14 protein-coding genes and 1 tRNA gene are annotated in these 15,528 nt (G+C 68.8%); 9 read left to right on the top strand and 6 right to left on the bottom strand.

Annotation, left to right across the window (positions count from 1 at the left end; genetic code table 11):
* Window position 1: 1 nt before the first annotated feature.
* Together ACO2RJ_RS11020 and ACO2RJ_RS11015 are read right to left on the bottom strand one after the other, a co-directional pair.
* Entirely contained in the window at window positions 2–775 is a 774-nt protein-coding gene (locus tag ACO2RJ_RS11020; protein ID WP_423268960.1) for a M48 family metallopeptidase, read from the bottom strand.
* 85 nt (window positions 776–860) lie between these two features.
* Window positions 861–1,616, bottom strand: a complete 756-nt coding sequence (locus tag ACO2RJ_RS11015) for an alpha/beta hydrolase (protein ID WP_423268058.1) — start codon at window positions 1,614–1,616, stop codon at window positions 861–863.
* Between the two features lie 393 nt (window positions 1,617–2,009).
* On the opposite strand from ACO2RJ_RS11015, the gene ACO2RJ_RS11010 reads away from it, so the two are divergent.
* Both ACO2RJ_RS11010 and ACO2RJ_RS11005 read left to right on the top strand, forming a co-directional pair.
* The gene (locus ACO2RJ_RS11010; RefSeq protein ID WP_423268057.1) at window positions 2,010–2,273 is read left to right on the top strand and encodes a hypothetical protein; all 264 of its coding nucleotides are present in this window, start codon (window positions 2,010–2,012) and stop codon (window positions 2,271–2,273) included.
* A complete protein-coding gene (locus ACO2RJ_RS11005) occupies window positions 2,270–2,467 on the top strand; it encodes a ribosome modulation factor (RefSeq protein ID WP_423268959.1) in 198 nt (65 codons plus the stop codon). Before ACO2RJ_RS11010 ends, ACO2RJ_RS11005 begins: the two co-directional genes overlap by 4 nt.
* Before the next feature lie 206 nt (window positions 2,468–2,673).
* On the opposite strand, the gene ACO2RJ_RS11000 is transcribed toward ACO2RJ_RS11005, so the two are convergent.
* Window positions 2,674–2,748, bottom strand: a tRNA-Thr gene (locus ACO2RJ_RS11000).
* Window positions 2,749–3,059: 311 nt separating this feature from the next.
* Between ACO2RJ_RS11000 and ACO2RJ_RS10995 the strand changes: the two genes are divergently transcribed.
* From ACO2RJ_RS10995 to ACO2RJ_RS10980, 4 genes are read left to right on the top strand one after another with little or no spacing between them, the layout of a single operon-like run.
* Entirely contained in the window at window positions 3,060–3,704 is a 645-nt protein-coding gene (locus ACO2RJ_RS10995) for a TetR/AcrR family transcriptional regulator (protein ID WP_423268056.1), read from the top strand.
* Entirely contained in the window at window positions 3,701–5,038 is a 1,338-nt protein-coding gene (locus ACO2RJ_RS10990) for an efflux RND transporter periplasmic adaptor subunit (RefSeq protein ID WP_423268055.1), read from the top strand. Before ACO2RJ_RS10995 ends, ACO2RJ_RS10990 begins: the two co-directional genes overlap by 4 nt.
* Complete coding sequence (locus ACO2RJ_RS10985) at window positions 5,038–8,175, top strand: efflux RND transporter permease subunit (protein ID WP_423268054.1); 3,138 nt, start codon at window positions 5,038–5,040, stop codon at window positions 8,173–8,175. Before ACO2RJ_RS10990 ends, ACO2RJ_RS10985 begins: the two co-directional genes overlap by 1 nt.
* 4 nt (window positions 8,176–8,179) lie before the next feature.
* Entirely contained in the window at window positions 8,180–8,974 is a 795-nt protein-coding gene (locus ACO2RJ_RS10980; RefSeq protein ID WP_423268053.1) for a hypothetical protein, read from the top strand.
* A gap of 7 nt (window positions 8,975–8,981) precedes the next feature.
* On the opposite strand, the gene panE is transcribed toward ACO2RJ_RS10980, so the two are convergent.
* Window positions 8,982–9,896 (bottom strand): 2-dehydropantoate 2-reductase, encoded by a 915-nt coding sequence (panE, locus tag ACO2RJ_RS10975; RefSeq protein WP_423268052.1) that lies wholly within the window; start codon window positions 9,894–9,896, stop codon window positions 8,982–8,984.
* Between the two features lie 301 nt (window positions 9,897–10,197).
* Here panE and ACO2RJ_RS10970 point away from each other — a divergent pair, with 301 nt between their 5' ends.
* Both ACO2RJ_RS10970 and ACO2RJ_RS10965 read left to right on the top strand, forming a co-directional pair.
* Window positions 10,198–10,668 (top strand): (2Fe-2S)-binding protein, encoded by a 471-nt coding sequence (locus ACO2RJ_RS10970; RefSeq protein ID WP_423268051.1) that lies wholly within the window; start codon window positions 10,198–10,200, stop codon window positions 10,666–10,668.
* A gap of 4 nt (window positions 10,669–10,672) precedes the next feature.
* Complete coding sequence (locus ACO2RJ_RS10965) at window positions 10,673–12,874, top strand: molybdopterin cofactor-binding domain-containing protein (protein ID WP_423268050.1); 2,202 nt, start codon at window positions 10,673–10,675, stop codon at window positions 12,872–12,874.
* 244 nt (window positions 12,875–13,118) lie between these two features.
* Here ACO2RJ_RS10965 and ACO2RJ_RS10960 read toward each other — a convergent pair whose 3' ends face one another.
* On the bottom strand, window positions 13,119–13,523 hold the full coding sequence (locus ACO2RJ_RS10960) for a thermonuclease family protein (protein WP_423268049.1): 405 nt from the start codon (window positions 13,521–13,523) through the stop codon (window positions 13,119–13,121).
* A 590-nt stretch (window positions 13,524–14,113) separates the two neighbouring features.
* On the opposite strand from ACO2RJ_RS10960, the gene ACO2RJ_RS10955 reads away from it, so the two are divergent.
* Complete coding sequence (locus ACO2RJ_RS10955; protein WP_423268048.1) at window positions 14,114–14,416, top strand: hypothetical protein; 303 nt, start codon at window positions 14,114–14,116, stop codon at window positions 14,414–14,416.
* A gap of 181 nt (window positions 14,417–14,597) precedes the next feature.
* Here ACO2RJ_RS10955 and ACO2RJ_RS10950 read toward each other — a convergent pair whose 3' ends face one another.
* Complete coding sequence (locus ACO2RJ_RS10950; RefSeq protein ID WP_423268047.1) at window positions 14,598–15,317, bottom strand: cytochrome c biogenesis CcdA family protein; 720 nt, start codon at window positions 15,315–15,317, stop codon at window positions 14,598–14,600.
* Window positions 15,318–15,528: the final 211 nt, after the last annotated feature.

Raw genomic sequence — 15,528 nt, 5'->3', positions numbered from 1 at the left:
TTCAGCCGTAGCGGTGCAGCGCGGCGCCGTGCGCCTTCAGCCAGCTTTCCGCGCGCTCGTAATCCGGCGTCAGGCGCGCCACATGCGCCCAGTAGCGCGCCCCATGGTTCATCTCACGGCGATGCGCGACCTCGTGGGCGGCGAGATAGTCCAGCACGAAGGCCGGCGCGAGGATCAGGCGCCACGAGAAGGCGAGGTCGCCGCTCGCCGAGCAGGAGCCCCAGCGGCTTTTCGTGTCTTTCAGCGTCAACCGTCCCACCGTGACGCCCAGCGTCGCCGCGTGGCGCGCGACGGAGACCTGCAGGTCGGCGCGCGCCTCACGCTTGAGGAAGTCGGCGATGCGGCGCGCCGCATGCGCCGGCAGGCCGTGGACGGCGAGCGCCGGCGGCTCGCCGCGAAGGCCCGGCTCGATCCGCACGACGCCGCGAGCGTTCTCGCGCAACGACACTCTGTGCGCCACGCCGCGGATCGGAATGATTTCGCCGGGCGCGAAGGGCACGCGGTCGGGCAGCCGCGCCAGCCGCTGCTCGATCCAGGGCACGTGCCGCTCCACGAAGTCGCGCGCGCCAGCGATCGAGGCGTGGGGCGGCAGCGTCAACGTCACGTCGCGCGTCGCCGCGCGCACGCGCAACGTCATCCGCCGGGCCTGGGACGAGCGGCGGACGGTGATCGGCACGTCGCCCAGCCGCGTCTCGAGCAGCAGCGCGCCGTCGCCGCGTCGCGGCGTGGGACGGGCGGTCTGGGGCTTCGAGCGAAACGCGCGGAACAGCGACATCATGCGTATATCCAAACCGCGGCGGCGGCTCCGAATCAGGCTGGAGCCGACTTTAGCCGCGTCGATTCCGCGGAAGCGAGCCCCCTCATGCCCGTGGCGCCACGCCGTCCACGGCTTCGATCAGGCGCGCGAGATCTTCGTCCCGCGACAGGCGGTGATCGCCGTCCTTGATCAGCGTCACGACCACGTCGTCGTCCGCGAGATTCTCGACCAGACGCATGGCGTGGGACCAGGGCACGTCGGGATCCTCCATGCCCTGCAGGATATGGATCGGCGCGCCGATCGTGATCGGGCCTCCGAGCATCAGGTGCCGGCGGCCTTCTTCGAACAGGGCGCGGGTGAAGGGCGTCGGCTCGGGCGAATATTCGCTCGGCCGCAGCCAGACGCCGTCCGTCAGGACCGCCGCCCGGGCCTCCTCGGAAAGGCCCGCCCAAATCAGCTCCTCGGTGAAGTCGACGGCGGGGGCGACGAGCACGAGGCCGGACGGCGGAGAGGCCATCGCGCGGGCGGCGAGCAGAGCGATCCAACCGCCCATGGAGGAGCCGACCAGAACCGGCGCGGGTCCGGCGAAGCGCTCGATCACGGCGACCGCGTCCTCCAGCCAGTGGCCGATCACGCCGTCCACGAAGCGGCCGCCGGACTGGCCGTGCCCGGAATAGTCGAACCGCAGGCAGGCGCGGCCCTTCTTCGCGCACCATGCGTCGAGCGCGCTCGCCTTGGTCGCGGTCATGTCGGACAGAAACCCGCCGAGCCAGACCACGCAGGGTCCGTCGCCTTCGCGAAGCAGGACGGCGATGTCGCGTCCATCGACCTGAAGGCGCAGCGGCGTGGCGTCGGTCATGCGGCGGCTCGTGAAGGGGGTTGGGGGAACGGGCCGCGCCGATCCTGCTCTCGGCTTCGGCGATGCCTTTGCCGGCGGACCGGACGACCTGGAACATACGAGACTTGAGCCCTTGCTCAATCCAAGGGGGCATCGGGGGCGCGAGCTCCCTGGAGAACGGCGGCGACGGACTCTGTGGTTTCCTTTCGACCCCTGCCCGAACGGGTGGGCGCGCCTGCCGGAGCAATCTCGCTCCGGCCCGCGGCCACGCGCATTATACCCGTACGTAGTTTGCTTCCGTGACCGAGGGTAAAAGACGCTCAACCACCTCAGTCGCGCCGCTCCACGCGATTTTCAGGTTGTTCGACGCAGGTCCCCGCCTAGCATGCCCGCATGCCATCGATTGACGACTGCTTGGCCATCTTCTCGGTTTCAGCCCTCGCGAACGACGACAAGGCGGTCGCTCGGGCCGGCGCGACGATCGACGCCTTCGTCGCCGAACGGGCGAACGCGCCTGAGGGTCTGCAGCGGGCGCTTCGGCGCCTTCGGTCGGCCTTCATGGAGTTGCGGCTCGACAGCTCGGCCGCGAGCGCGATCCTCGCCGATCTCGATAGACGCATGGACTTCCGCGACCCGAAATGTCCGCAAACGAATGAAGGCTGCGAACCGTGGACATGACGGATCAGGAGGACGCCCACGAGGGCCGTCAGGCGTTCGTTCGTGGCGAGGCCGCGACCGCCTGCCCTCACCGGACCGGGCGGCGTCGCGAAGCGTGGCTGCGTGGGTGGTACGGGGCGCAGGACGCTAGGAGGTCCTTCACCGCCCGGAGCCGCGGGTCAGCGACGTCGCGGTCCGCCTCCGACCGAGCCTAGCGGCGTCGATACGGACGCATCGGGCGACGCGCGAGGCGGCGTTGCCGCAACATGGCGTCGGGAGATCCGCCCGGACCCCGCCGCATCCAGTCCCCGCGGCGTCACGGATTCGGCGTCCAGCGGCACGGGGTTCCGACGACTTCCCGGAACACCCCGCCCGACGCTCGTTCGGCGAGACGCGTAAGCTATTGTTTTAGCTTATAAACTGGTGCTGTGAGAGAGGATTGAACTCTCGACCTCTCCCTTACCAAGGGAGTGCTCTACCACTGAGCTACCACAGCTGATCGTCGGATGGCGGCGCGAGCGCCGGCCCCGAAAGCGCGCGGAACCTGCCACAAGCCCTTCGGCGGCGCAAGGCGAGGAAAGGTGATGACGGCCGACCATCGTCGGGACGCCGGTCTCGCGACGCGCGGCGTGGCCCCGCGGCCGGAACCGGCCCGCTCTATGGCTACGGCGCAAGGCGTAGGAGTAAGCGGAGCGTCGATCGCAACGTCCGGCCGCACGCCCGGGCCATGCCGTCGCTTGCGGATCGGCGCGGACCCGGCTAATGCTGCGAACGAACGTTCGCTCTCATTATGCGGGGAACTCTTCCTTGAACGATCTGTCGCCTCACCGCGATCCCCGCATGCGGCGGGCGGAAGACCAGCGGCGGCGCATTCTCGACGCCGCGATCGCCTGCTTCTCGCGCGGCGGCTTCCACGCCACCGGCATGCAGGCGGTGTGCGCCGAAGCCGGCATGAGCCCGGGCGCGCTCTACCGCTACTTCCCGTCCAAGGACGCGATCATCGAGGCGATCGTCGAGCGTGACCGCGCCGAGATTCCCCTCCAGCTCGAGCCGCTGCTCGAGGCGGAGGACGTGGTCGGCGCGCTGATCGAGTCGGCGCGCGCGTTCCTGGTCGGCCATCTCAGGCCGGAAAGCCTGCCGCTGTTCCCCGAGCTTCTCGCTGAGGCCGCGCGCAACCCGGCCGTGCGCGAAATCACCATGCGCTGCGACGACGTGGTCGGAGACATCATCATGCGCGTCCTGGAGCGCGGCATGGCGCTCGGCCAGGTCGACGCGACGCTCGACCCCCGCGAAGCGGTGCGATTCCTGATGGCGCTGACCGACGGCGTGCTGATGCGCCTGCTGCTGGAGCCGGCGGCCGAGCTCAAAGGCCTGATGCCGATGTATGAGCGCGCGGTGCGGCTGTTCCTCGCGCCGCCCGCCGCAGTGGCCGCCCCGGAGGCGGCGCGATGATTCCGCCGCGCGAAGCCGCTCTGTCGCAGCCGGAACGTCCCACATCGACGCCGACCGGCGGGAGCTCTGCAGCGCCGCGGCCGAGACGGCGGCGCTGGCCGATCGCCGCGCTGCTGCTCGCTGCGGCGGCGGGCGCCGCGGCCTATGTGTTCGAGGACGACATCCGCGCCAAGGTCGGCGGCCTGGAGACCGGCCGAGCGCAGGCGGCGACCGAACCGGCCGCGCCGAAGCCGCCCGCCATCACCGTCGCCACGGCGACGCGCCGCGAGATCGCCGAAACGCTGGTCACCACCGGCACGCTGGTCGCGCGCGACGAAATCCTGGTCGGCTCGCAGATCGACGGGCTCCGGCTCGAAGCCTATCTCGTCGACGTCGGCGACCATGTCGAGCAGGGACAGGTTCTCGCCCGTCTGGACCGCGACATGGTGGAGACGCAGCTCGTCCAGAACGACTCAAACATCGCCCGCGCCGAGGCCGCGATCGCCCAGGTTGAAGCCGCGATCGCCGAGGCCGAGGCTTCGGTCGTGGAGGCGGACGCCTCGCTGCAGCGCGCCGTCACGTTGAAGCGGACGGGCAACGCGACGGAGGAGACGCTGACCGCGCGCCAGACCGCCGCGCGCGTCGCCGCGGCCCGCGTGGCCGCCCAGAAGCAGAATCTCAAGGTCGCGCAGTCCGAGCGCACCCTCGCCTTCGCCCAGCGCCGCGAGATCGAGCTTCGGCTCGCGCGCACCGAGGTGAAGGCGCCGGCCGCCGGGATCGTCGCGAGCCGCACGGCGCAGGTGGGCCAGATCGTGGGCATGTCCGGCGAGCCGCTGTTCCGGCTGGTGCGCGATGGCGAGATCGAGCTGGCGGCGGAGGCGACCGAGACGCGGCTGCATTCGGTCTCGGTGGGACAGCCGGCGCGCGTCGAGGTCGCGGGCTTTCCGGAGCCGGTCGCCGGCAGAGTGCGGCTGATCGAACCCACGGTCGACGCCACGAGCCGGCTCGGCCTGATCAAGATCGCGCTGCCCGCCGACAAGGGTCTGCGGCCCGGCCTGTTCGCGCGGGGCATGATCGAGACCGCCCGCCGGGTCGGCGTGGTCACGCCGCAGTCCGCGCTGCTGTTCAACGCAGACGGCGTGCGCGTTCAGGTCGTCAAGGACGGCGTCGTCGCCGATCGCCCGGTGAGGACCGGCCTGAGCGACGCCACGGGCGTCGAGGTGGTCGAGGGCCTTCAGGAGGGCGAGGAGGTGGTCGCGCGGGCCGGCGGGTTCCTGCGCGACGGCGACCGCATCACAGCCGTGAGAGCGCCCGAGACGCGCGCCGACGCCGGCCGCTCGCGGGGCGAAGACTGATGGCGCTCAACGTCTCCGCCTGGGCGATCCGCAAGCCGATCCCCTCTCTCGTCCTGTTCGTGGTGCTCACCGCGATCGGCGCCGCGTCCTTCGCGTCGCTGCCGGTGACGCGGATGCCGAACATTGATCTGCCGCTGGTCTCGGTCACCATCACCCAGGACGGCGCGGCGCCGAGCGAGCTCGAGCTGCAGGTCACGAAGCGGGTCGAGACCGCGGTCGCCGGCCTCTCCGGCGTCAAGCACATCACCTCCAATGTCGGCGACGGGGTCTCCGTCACGTCGATCGAGTTTCAGCTCGAGACAGAGGTCGACCGCGCCGTCAACGACGTGCGCGACGCGGTGACCAAGATCCGCACGGAGCTCCCGCAGTCGATCGAGGAGCCGCTGATCCAGCGCATCGACATCGAGGGCATGGCGATCGCGACCTACGCCGCCTCGGCGCCGTCGATGTCGCCCGAAGAGCTGTCCTGGTTCATCGACGACCGGGTGATCCGCGCGCTCCAGTCCGTGCGCGGCGTGGCGCAGGTGCGGCGCGAGGGCGGCGTCGACCGGGAGATCCGGGTCTCGCTCGATCCGGCGCGGCTGCAGGCGCTCGGCGTCACCGCGGCGGACGTCAACCGGCAGCTGCGCGCCACCAATGTCGACCTCGCGGGCGGGCGCGGCGAGGTCGGGACGCAGGAGCAGTCGGTCCGCACGCTCGCCGGCGCCCTGACGGTCGAGCAGCTCGCCGCCACGCGCATCGTCCTGCCAGGCGGACGCCAGGCACCGCTGTCGGAGCTCGGCACGGTGCGGGACGGCTCCGCCGAGCCGCGGATCGCCGCCAAGCTCGACGGCAAGCCCATCGTCGCCTTCGGCGTCTACAGGGCGAAGGGCTTCTCGGACGTCGTCGTCGCGAACGCCGCCGAGGCGAAGCTGAAGGAGCTCGAAGCCTCCCGGCCCGACGTGACGCTGACCCGGATCGACACGACCGTCCGCTTCACGGAAGCCGACTACAACTCGGCCATGCACACGCTGCTCGAGGGGGCTGCGCTCGCCGTCGTCGTCGTGTTCGTGTTCCTGCGGGATTTCCGGGCGACGATCATCACGGCGCTCGCAATCCCGCTGTCGATCCTGCCGACCTTCTGGGTGATGAGCACGCTCGGCTTCTCGCTGAACGCGGTCAGCCTGCTCGCGATCACGCTCGTCACCGGCATCCTGGTCGACGACGCGATCGTCGAGATCGAGAACATCGTACGCCATATGCGCATGGGCAAATCGCCCTACCGCGCGGCGATCGAGGCGGCCGACGAGATCGGGCTCGCGGTGGTCGCGACCACCGCGACCATCGTCGCCGTCTTCATGCCGGTCTCGTTCATGGGCGGGATCGCCGGCCAGTATTTCAAGCAGTTCGGCATCACGGTCGCGGTCGCGGTCGCCTTCTCGCTGCTCGTCGCGCGGCTGATCACGCCGCTCGCCGCCGCCTACTTCCTGCGCGACCACGGCGCGCGCGACGAGGGCGACGGCTTCGTCATGCGAAGCTACACGAAGCTGCTCGCCTGGTGCGTGCGCTGGCGCTTCGTCACCGTCGCGGCGGGCTTCGCGGTGTTCGCAGCTTCGATCGTGCTTGCAGGCTACCTGCCCTCCGGCTTCCTTCCGGAGAGCGACACCTCGCGGTCGATCCTCAAGATCGAGCTGCCGCCGGGCGCAAGGATCGAGCAGGCGGAAGCGGTCGCGAACCGCATCACCGGGATGCTAAAGGCGCGTCCGGAAGTCTCCTCGGTCTACGCCACCGTCGGCTCCGACATGCAGGGCGGCTTCCAGACGGCGGCGAGCGAGGTGCGCAAGGGCGTCCTCATTGTCAATCTCGTTCCGCGCGCCGAGCGCGACCTCACGCAGAAGCAGTTCGAGGCGGCGATGCGCAGGGAGCTCGCCGCGATCCCGGACCTGCGCACCAATTTCGGCAATGACGGCGGCCAGCGCGAGTTCACCATGATCGTCTCCGGCGCCGACGGCGAGGCGGTGGAGAAGACGGCGGTCAAGGTCGAGCAGGCGGTGCGGGCCAAGGTTCCGGGCCTGCTCAACGTGATCTCGACGGCGGCGATCGACCGGCCGGAGATCCGCATCCTGCCGAAGCTCGACGAGGCGGCGGAGCTCGGCGTTTCGGTGGCTCAGATCGCGGAGACCGTCCGGATCGCCACCATCGGCGACGTCGCCCAGAACCTCGCGAAGTTCTCCGCCGGCGACCGCCAGATCGACATAAGGGTGCAGCTCGACGAGGCGGCGCGCGCCGATCTCGCGACCTTCGAGGCGCTCAGGGTGCGGCGCGACGCCGGCGGCAGCGTGCCGCTGACCGCCGTCGCCGACGTGCGCTTCGGGCAGGGACCGACCAGCCTCGAACGCTACGACCGCGACCGGCGGGTCGCGATCGAAGGCGATCTCGCCCCGGGCGTGCCCCTCGGCGAGGCGCTCGAGGCGGTGAAGGCGTTGCCGGAGGCGAAGGACCTGCCCGCAGGCGTGACGCTCAAGGAGTTCGGCGACGTCGAGATCATGCGCGAGGTGTTCGAGGGCTTCGCGATCGCCATGGCGGCCGGCCTGCTGCTGGTGTTCGCCGTGCTCGTGCTGCTGTTCGCCGACGTCGCGCAGCCGGTCACGATCCTGCTCTCGCTGCCGCTGTCGATCGGCGGCGCGCTGATCGCGCTGCTGATCGCCGACGAGTCCGTCTCGATGCCGGTGGTGATCGGCTTCCTGATGCTGATGGGCATCGTGACCAAGAACGCCATCCTGCTGGTCGATTTCGCGATCGAGGAGATCGCCCGCGGCGTGGACCGCACGACGGCGCTGATCGACGCCGGGCACAAGCGCGCTCAGCCCATCGTGATGACCACGGTTGCGATGACCGCGGGCATGGTGCCGTCCGCGCTTGCGCTCGGCGAAGGCGGCGCGTTCCGGGCCCCGATGGCGATCGCCGTGATCGGCGGCCTGATCGCCTCGACGGTGCTGAGCCTTGTGTTCGTGCCGGCGGCCTTCACCATCCTCGACGACATAAGGCGCGCCTTCGCCTGGACGTTCGGCCGCTTCGTCGGTCCGAAGGACGAGGCGGACGAGGAGCATACCCTCCCAGAGCCGCCAGAGGTTCGCAGGCTTGAGGCGGCGGAGTAATCAGATGAATAAGAAAGATAATAACAATAAGAAACACGACGAGTATATATATGCACAGACAAAGCCGGATGTGTCGGGATACACTTTTTCTTTCGGGCCGAGAGGGGAGCTTATTCTCGGCGAGGGCTTTGAATCGGCATACAGCGAAACAAGTTATGAAAGAAAAAAAGGTCCGAAGGTTGTAAGAAGGATAACGCAGCCCACGTCTGGAACTTACTTCGATTCCGCAGACGCACTGGAAAGTCATTTCGACTTTTTCTGTGCGATTGATACGAATACGCGTAGGGTGGGAGATCATCGCGTATCAGCGACGGCTCTAGTGAGCTTTGAGGCTGTGTGGGCCCCCGTGAAAGGGGAACTCGATCGGTTTTGGAGACCCGATAGCCCAGTTGCAATTCTATTTAAGGATCCGTGCGATAAAATCGAAAATCTTGGATGGCTACTATCCCTGAACCACATTTTCGAGGCGGGCATTATAGGCAAAGACAAAAAGTTGGCTGTTATTGTTGATTCTGATTTAAGTAATATCTCATCTTATAACAAGAGAGAAAGGCCAATTTTCGATCAGCATCTACTGCCCCAAGGTACAACCCTCCTCTATGGTAGCGCCGATGTGGGCGGTGACGACATTGTCAACAAGGCAATGCGGTGGGCTGATGATTTTTCATCTCAGACTTTCGGCGTTGTCACAAAAGATCTCGACCGATGCTTTAAAAACACGCCGACGTCCCGATTCTACACGGGCATCAGATATATCGAGCCAGTTGTAAGAAGGGGAACGGAAGCTCGCCGTACTTAGTCACGCTCTAACCCGCCCGTCGTTCCGCGTAGGCCTGCATATGGGCGTAGGCGATCCTGAGGATGGGCGCGGGGATTGCGGCGGCGCGGGCGCGGGCCAGCATGTCGCCGAGAATGTGGTCGTGCTCGGTGCGGCCGCCGCTTTCGAGGTCGCGCAGCATGGACGCCGTGTTCGGCGAGCCTGGCGCTGTGATCATCGCGCGGGCCTCGGCGAGGAAGGCCGCGCGCGGCGGATGGCCGTTCGCGGTCGCGACCGCGGCGCATTCCTGCAGCAGCTCCTCGGCGATCGCCGCGCCCTCGTTCGTCGCGACGATCGCGCCCACAGGCGCGCGCATCAGGCAGGTCATGCCGGCGAAGGTCGTCAGCATCGTGAACTTCTGCCACATGTCCTGCATGATGTCGGCGCTGAGCGAGGGGTCGAACCCGCCGCGCGCCAGTTCGGCGTGCAGCGTCGCCGAGCGCTCCGCCTGCGCCTCGACGCGCGGGCCCAGGATCAGCCGCTGCAGCGGGGTGAGCTGGCGGATCACGCCCTCCGCCGTCATCGTCACGACGATCTGCGCCAGGCCGCCAATGACGCGCTCCGCGCCGAAATGGGCGTCGAGCGCGTCGAGATGCCTGAGGCCGTTGAGCAGCGGCAGCACCAGCGTGTCCGCGCCGACCGCCGGCGCGATCGCCTCCATGGCGCTGTCGAGGTCGTAGGCCTTGCAGGACAGCAGCACGGCGTCGAACGGCTCGCGCGCCTCGGTGACGGCCGCGACCGGCAGCGTGAGGTCGCCATGCGGGCTGGCGACGACCAGCCCGTCCTGGGCAAGCCGCGCGGCGCGCCCCTCGCGCACGAGAAACGTGACGTCGACCCCGGCGGCCGCCAGCCGAGCCCCGAAATAGCCGCCGACGCCGCCGGCGCCGAGAATGAGCAGACGCATGCGCGATCTCCCGTCAGCCGCCGCCCGGCGGGTCGTCGGGCCTTATGGAGGATCGGCGCGGGCCGGCCAAGCCAATGATAATGGCCTGCCCCATTCGCGACGCTGATCGCTCCTGCGGACGACGTCGACGGTCGCTCGCGTCCTCCTGCAACCCCGAGCCGCGACGACCCGGCCTTGCGCCCGCGCAAGGCTTCGTGTCTGGAATCGATCCAGTCTCGCCGTTAGCATCTGCAGCATCCAGAGCCGCCCCCGGAGAGGGTCGGCGTATGCGCGGGCCGTTGGGTCCGCACGGGAGACTTCCATGATCAAGCTCAAGCTGAACGGCGAGGAGCGCACGCTCGACGTCGACCCCGAGACCCCTCTGCTGTGGGTCATCCGCGACGACATCGGCCTGACCGGCACCAAGTTCGGCTGCGGCGTCGCGCAATGCGGGGCCTGCACGGTCCATCTCGACGGCGCCGCGATCCGTTCCTGCCAGACGCCGATCGGCGACGTCGCCGACAGCCAAATTCTCACCATCGAACATGTCGTCGGCGCCTCCGGCCCCAGGGAGGGCAAGGCGGTGCAGGCCGCCTGGCGCGAACTCGACGTCGTGCAGTGCGGCTATTGCCAGTCCGGGCAGATGATGTCCGCGACAGCGCTGCTCACGCAGAACAAGACGCCGAGCGACGCCGACATCGACGCCGCGATGAGCGGAAACGTCTGCCGCTGCGCCGCCTATCAGCGCATCCGGGCCGCGATTCACGACGCCGCCAAGCGGCTGGAGGCCTGATCCCATGACCATCCATCAGAGACTTTCGGGCGGCGAGACGCCCGACCTCAGCCGCCGCGGCTTCCTCGCGATCGCAGGCGGCGCCGGCGTCGGCCTGATGATCGGCCTGAAGGCCGCCCCCGCCGCGGCGGAGGCCGTCGCGGGCCCAGTGGCGTTCAACTCGTTCGTGAAGGTCGCGCCGGACGGCGCGATCACCGTCGTGGTCAAGCATCTCGACATGGGTCAGGGACCGACCACCGGCCTCGCCACCCTGATCGCCGAGGAGATGGACGCCGACTGGAGCCAGATGCGCACGGAGTTCGCGCCGGCCGACGCCAGCCTCTACGCCAACCTCGCCTTCAAGGCGCAGGGCACCGGCGGCTCCACGGCGATGGCGAACAGCTGGGAGCAGTACCGCACCGCCGGCGCGACCGCGCGCGCCATGCTGGTGAAGGCGGCGGCCGACACGTGGCAGGTCGCTCAGGGCGAGATCACCGTCGACAAGGGCGTGCTCACCCATCCCTCCGGCAAGCGCGGCACCTATGGCGAGTTCGCCGAGGCCGCCGCCAAGATCCCGGCGCCGACCGGCATGGCGCAGGAGACGCCGTACAAGGATCCCTCCAAGTTCAAGCTGATCGGCAAGGAAGGCCTGCACCGGATCGACAACGATACGAAGACCGACGGCACCGCGATCTACACCCAGGACGTCAAGCTCCCGGGCATGCTGATCGCCGTCGTGGCGCACCCGCCGAAATTCGGCGCCAAGGTGAAGAGCTTCGACGATTCCGAGACCCGCAAGGTCAAGGGCGTCGAGAAGGTCGTGCAGATCCCGCAAGGGGTCGCGGTGCTGGCCAAGACCACCTGGGCCGCGATCTCGGGCCGCGACAAACTGAAGGTCGAGTGGGACGATTCGGCCGCGGAGACGCGCGGCTCGGACGAGCTTCTCAAGATGGCGAAGGACGCGGTGTCGAAGCCGGGGGTCGCGACGGCGACCAACAGAGGCGACGCGGAGGGCGCGCTGAAGGGCGCCGCCAAGGTGATCGAGGCCGAGTTCACCTTCCCCTATCTGGCGCATGCCCCGATGGAGCCCCTGAACTGCGTCGTCGAGCTGAAGCCCGACGGCGCCCGCCTGATCTACGGCGCCCAGTTCCAGTCGATCGACCAGCCGACGGTCGCGGCGATCACGGGCCTCAAACCGGAGCAGGTGAAGATCGAGACGGTGTGGGCCGGCGGCAGCTTCGGCCGGCGCGCGGTGCCGACCGCCGATTACGTGGCCGAGGCCGTCACCATCGCGAAGGCGATCGACGGCTCGAACCCCGTCAAGCTGGTCTGGACCCGCGAGGACGACACCAAGGGCGGTTACTATCGCCCGTTCTACGCCCACAAGGTGACGGCCGCGATCGGGGCGGACGGCATGCCGGTCGCCTGGCTCCACCGCATCGCCGGCCAGTCGATCTTCGCGGGCACCGCGCTCGAGGCGATGGCGGTGAAGGACGGAGTCGACGACAGCTCGGTCGAGGGCGCCTCGAACCTCGCTTACGCCGTGCCGAACCTGAAGGTCGAGCTCACGACGCTGAAAGTCGGCGTTCCCGTTCTGTGGTGGCGCTCGGTCGGGCATACGCACACGGCGCATGTGGTCGAGAGCATGATCGACGAGCTCGCCTTCGCGGCGGGCAAGGACCCCGTCGAGTACCGCCTGGCTCTGCTCAAGGACAAGCCGCGCCACACGGCGGTCCTCAAGCTCGCCGCCGAGAAAGCCGGTTGGGGAGAGAAGCTCGGGAAAGGCCGAGGCCGCGGCGTCGCGGTCCATGAGAGCTTCAACTCGGTGGTCGCTCAGGTGGTCGACGTCACGATCAAGCCTGACGGCGGGATCAAGGTCGACCGCGTGGTCGCAGCCGTCGATTGCGGAACGGTGATCAACCCGGACGTGGTGCGGGCGCAGGTTGAAGGCGGCGTCGGCTTCGGGCTGGGGGCGGCGCTGCGCAACGCCATCACGCTCGACGGCGGGGTGGTGCAACAGGCGAATTTCGACACCTACAAGCCCCTGCGCATCACCGACATGCCGCATGTCGAAGTCCACACCGCGCCTTCGACCGAGAAGCCGACCGGCATCGGCGAGCCCGGCGTGCCGCCGCTCGCCCCGGCGCTCGCCAACGCGATCTTCGCCGCCACCGGCAAGCGGGTGCGCGACCTCCCGCTCGGCGAGCAGAAGTTCACGAGCGTGTGAGCGATGGGGGAGGGGGAAAGGCGCCGGCCAGGGTCCGTCGCGCTGTCCCCGCCGAGGCGGGTGGTGGCGATGGAGGGCTTGTCGAAAGGCCGGAGCCGACGCCGCGAGACTGACGAGGCTCACGCCGTCAACGTCGGGGAGAGCTTGAACGCGCTCCCCGGCGAAGGGGGGCGGCGAGGGCCCTCCTCCACGACGCTGGCGCCGCCATGAGGTCTGGACGACCCGTCCTCGCGGCAGGCGGCGCTCAGCCGGCGCACCACTGGGGCCGATCAGCCCTGCTGAGCCGGGGCCACGGTTTGGCGTGGCCCTCCAACACCAGTTGATCGCCCACGTCTCGGCCGCCGTAATAGATGATCGCCACGGTCCTGCCGTAGCGGTCGGCGCCGTCTCGCCGGACGTCCAGTCCACGGCAGAAGGCGACGCCCCGATCGTTGCAGGCGAGCTCTTCGCCGAGGATCGCTTTGAGGCGGTCTCGCGCGGCTTCCGCCTTGAACAGCTCCAGCGGGCACTTCGCGTCACGGAGCTCGGGCGCGTCGATAGGACCCCTCGTTGAACGAAGTCTTATGCGCTCGCCTCCGACGTCGATGGTGTCGCCGTCGATAACCCGCGCCGAAGCTGAGGCGCTGACGGCGCGAGACGATCCGCTCAACGCCGCCGCGCCGTGAGCCATCCATGTCGTCCAAGACGTTTGAGCGAGCGCGGAGGGCAGCAACAGAGCCGCGCCGACGAGCAGAAAGAACGATCGTGCTCCCGGACGAAATCCCGGCCTCCGACGAGTCGGTCGAACGGGATCCGGATTGCGCCCGCCGCGCCGTCCTGGCGTCCGTTGGAAGGGATGCACCGCGCCCATCCACTCATGGTGGAGAGCCGCCGCTGACGAAGGGTTAAGGCAGCCGTTAGGATGCGACGCTACCGGCTGTGAAGCCCTGAAGCCGTTTGCGGCGAGCCTGTCGATCGCGACCCCGACGAGCCAAAGAAGCTCCTGCACGAACGTCGGATCGCCCCGCCTCCGTCGCGCTCGGCGACGGGCCGCAGACCAGCCTCAAATCCTTCCGCCGCGCTCGTCGGCGCCTGAAAGATTCCGTCGAGGTTGCCAGTGTATCCCGGCAAATTTGGGAAGATTTGCCATTGATTAAGCTTTGGGAACGGGCGTCCGATACGAGGCCGCCGAAAAAAGGCGCGCGGCCGTCGCCTTGCAAGGGCGGCCACCGATAAACCACCTACTGGGGAGAAGACGCAATGACCAGGAATTTGGTCGGTTTGGTTTCACTTCTGCTGCTTTCGGGGACGGCCGCCGTCGCCGCGGACTGGCCCGCCTTCAAAAACCTCGACACCGACGGCAGCGGCAGGATCAGCCGCGTGGAGTGGGAGAAGAACGTCGGCAAGCTGAAGCTCGACTGGGCGCCGAACTTTGCGGCGATGGATGAGGACAGCAACAACGGCGTCGACGAGGACGAATGGGCGGCCGCGGAAAAGCTGACGGTGAGCTACTCGGCCCGGTGCAGGGAAGCCACGGCGTCCTGGTGCAAGGACGCCAAGTAAGGTTCCAAGTAAGGTCCCAAGCAAGGTTCCTCTTTCTCTCGTTTTTTTTGCCTCTTGGACGCCAACACCAAAGCTCGAAACCCGGCGGGCGACGTCCGGGTTTCGGGCGACATGGGCCAGCGGCGCGTCGTTTGCCGCTGTCGCTTCCGCCGGGCCGTGCCGCTGGGGCCCGACGACGCGGTCAGAACCGCGTGGTCAGGGCGGTAAGCCAGTCCGGAGAAACCTCGACCAGCCAGGTCTCGACGGTCTTGTCGACACCGGTCAGCACGGCCGCGCCCACGACCAGCAAAAGCAAACCGAGCGCAGTCCTGCCGCCGCGACCGGTCTCCGTCAGGCGGGTCCGCCAGCGGGCGAGCGCCTCGCGGGAGAGCGTCCCGAGCAGCAGAAGCGGGGCGGCCGCCCCGATACCGAACACCGCCATGGTGAGGGCGACGCCGGCGAGGTTCTCGCCGCGGGCCGCGAGAACCGACGTCGCCCCGAGCGTTGGACCGACGCATGGAGCCCAGACGGCCCCGAGGAGCAGGCCGACGAGGAACTGGCCCGTCACGCCTGTCCGGGACGCCGTGTCCAGGCGCCGGCCGGCCCAGTCTCCGACAGGCCGCGCGGCGAGCGCGAACTGCGCCTGAGTCGCGGGGACGAGCAGAATGACGCCGAACACGATCATCAGCGCCGCCGCGACCGCTCGGAACAGGTCCGCGTCAAGGCCGATCGCAAAGCCCGCGGTGGCGACGAACAGGCCGATCGCCACGAAGGAGAGCGTCAGTCCCGCGACGAGAGCGAGCGGCCCCAGCCGATGCCTGGAGGCCGCGGCGCCGAGGGCGAGCGGCACGATCGGCAGCACGCAAGGAGACAGGATGGTGAGGACGCCCGCGAGGAACGCCAGTCCCAGCGTGCCGATCATCGGATGCCTCTCACACGGTCGTGTCCTGCAGATCCGCGATCCGCGCGGGCGGCGCATCGGCCGCCGAAACCTCCGGCGGCCTTGCCGTCCTTGTACACGAACGGCGCGCGCCGGCTCGGCCCGCGGCCGTGGGCCAAGCGTCCGAAGCCGCCTTGGGGCGCCTTTGCAGACCGGATGACGCGGCGGGCGCCGGTTCGGCGCTTCTTGGGCC

The sequence above is a fragment of the Hansschlegelia sp. KR7-227 genome, assembly GCF_049446035.1.
Classification (GTDB): domain Bacteria; phylum Pseudomonadota; class Alphaproteobacteria; order Rhizobiales; family Methylopilaceae; genus Methylopila.
Note: the sequence above shows the minus strand (reverse complement) of the source record. Positions and strands in the feature narration are given on the sequence as shown.

What these genes read in the sequence shown, in the direction of transcription:
- ACO2RJ_RS10980 (WP_423268053.1), top strand. Translation starts at nt 8,180, where the DNA reads ATGAATAAGAAAGATAATAACAATAAGAAACACGACGAGTATATATAT.
- ACO2RJ_RS10965 (WP_423268050.1), top strand. Translation starts at nt 10,673, where the DNA reads ATGACCATCCATCAGAGACTTTCGGGCGGCGAGACGCCCGACCTCAGC.
- ACO2RJ_RS10970 (WP_423268051.1), top strand. Translation starts at nt 10,198, where the DNA reads ATGATCAAGCTCAAGCTGAACGGCGAGGAGCGCACGCTCGACGTCGAC.
- ACO2RJ_RS10950 (WP_423268047.1), bottom strand. Translation starts at nt 15,317, where the DNA reads ATGATCGGCACGCTGGGACTGGCGTTCCTCGCGGGCGTCCTCACCATC.
- ACO2RJ_RS11020 (WP_423268960.1), bottom strand. Translation starts at nt 775, where the DNA reads ATGTCGCTGTTCCGCGCGTTTCGCTCGAAGCCCCAGACCGCCCGTCCC.
- ACO2RJ_RS10955 (WP_423268048.1), top strand. Translation starts at nt 14,114, where the DNA reads ATGACCAGGAATTTGGTCGGTTTGGTTTCACTTCTGCTGCTTTCGGGG.
- panE (WP_423268052.1), bottom strand. Translation starts at nt 9,896, where the DNA reads ATGCGTCTGCTCATTCTCGGCGCCGGCGGCGTCGGCGGCTATTTCGGG.
- ACO2RJ_RS10990 (WP_423268055.1), top strand. Translation starts at nt 3,701, where the DNA reads ATGATTCCGCCGCGCGAAGCCGCTCTGTCGCAGCCGGAACGTCCCACA.
- ACO2RJ_RS10985 (WP_423268054.1), top strand. Translation starts at nt 5,038, where the DNA reads ATGGCGCTCAACGTCTCCGCCTGGGCGATCCGCAAGCCGATCCCCTCT.
- ACO2RJ_RS11015 (WP_423268058.1), bottom strand. Translation starts at nt 1,616, where the DNA reads ATGACCGACGCCACGCCGCTGCGCCTTCAGGTCGATGGACGCGACATC.
- ACO2RJ_RS11005 (WP_423268959.1), top strand. Translation starts at nt 2,270, where the DNA reads ATGACGGATCAGGAGGACGCCCACGAGGGCCGTCAGGCGTTCGTTCGT.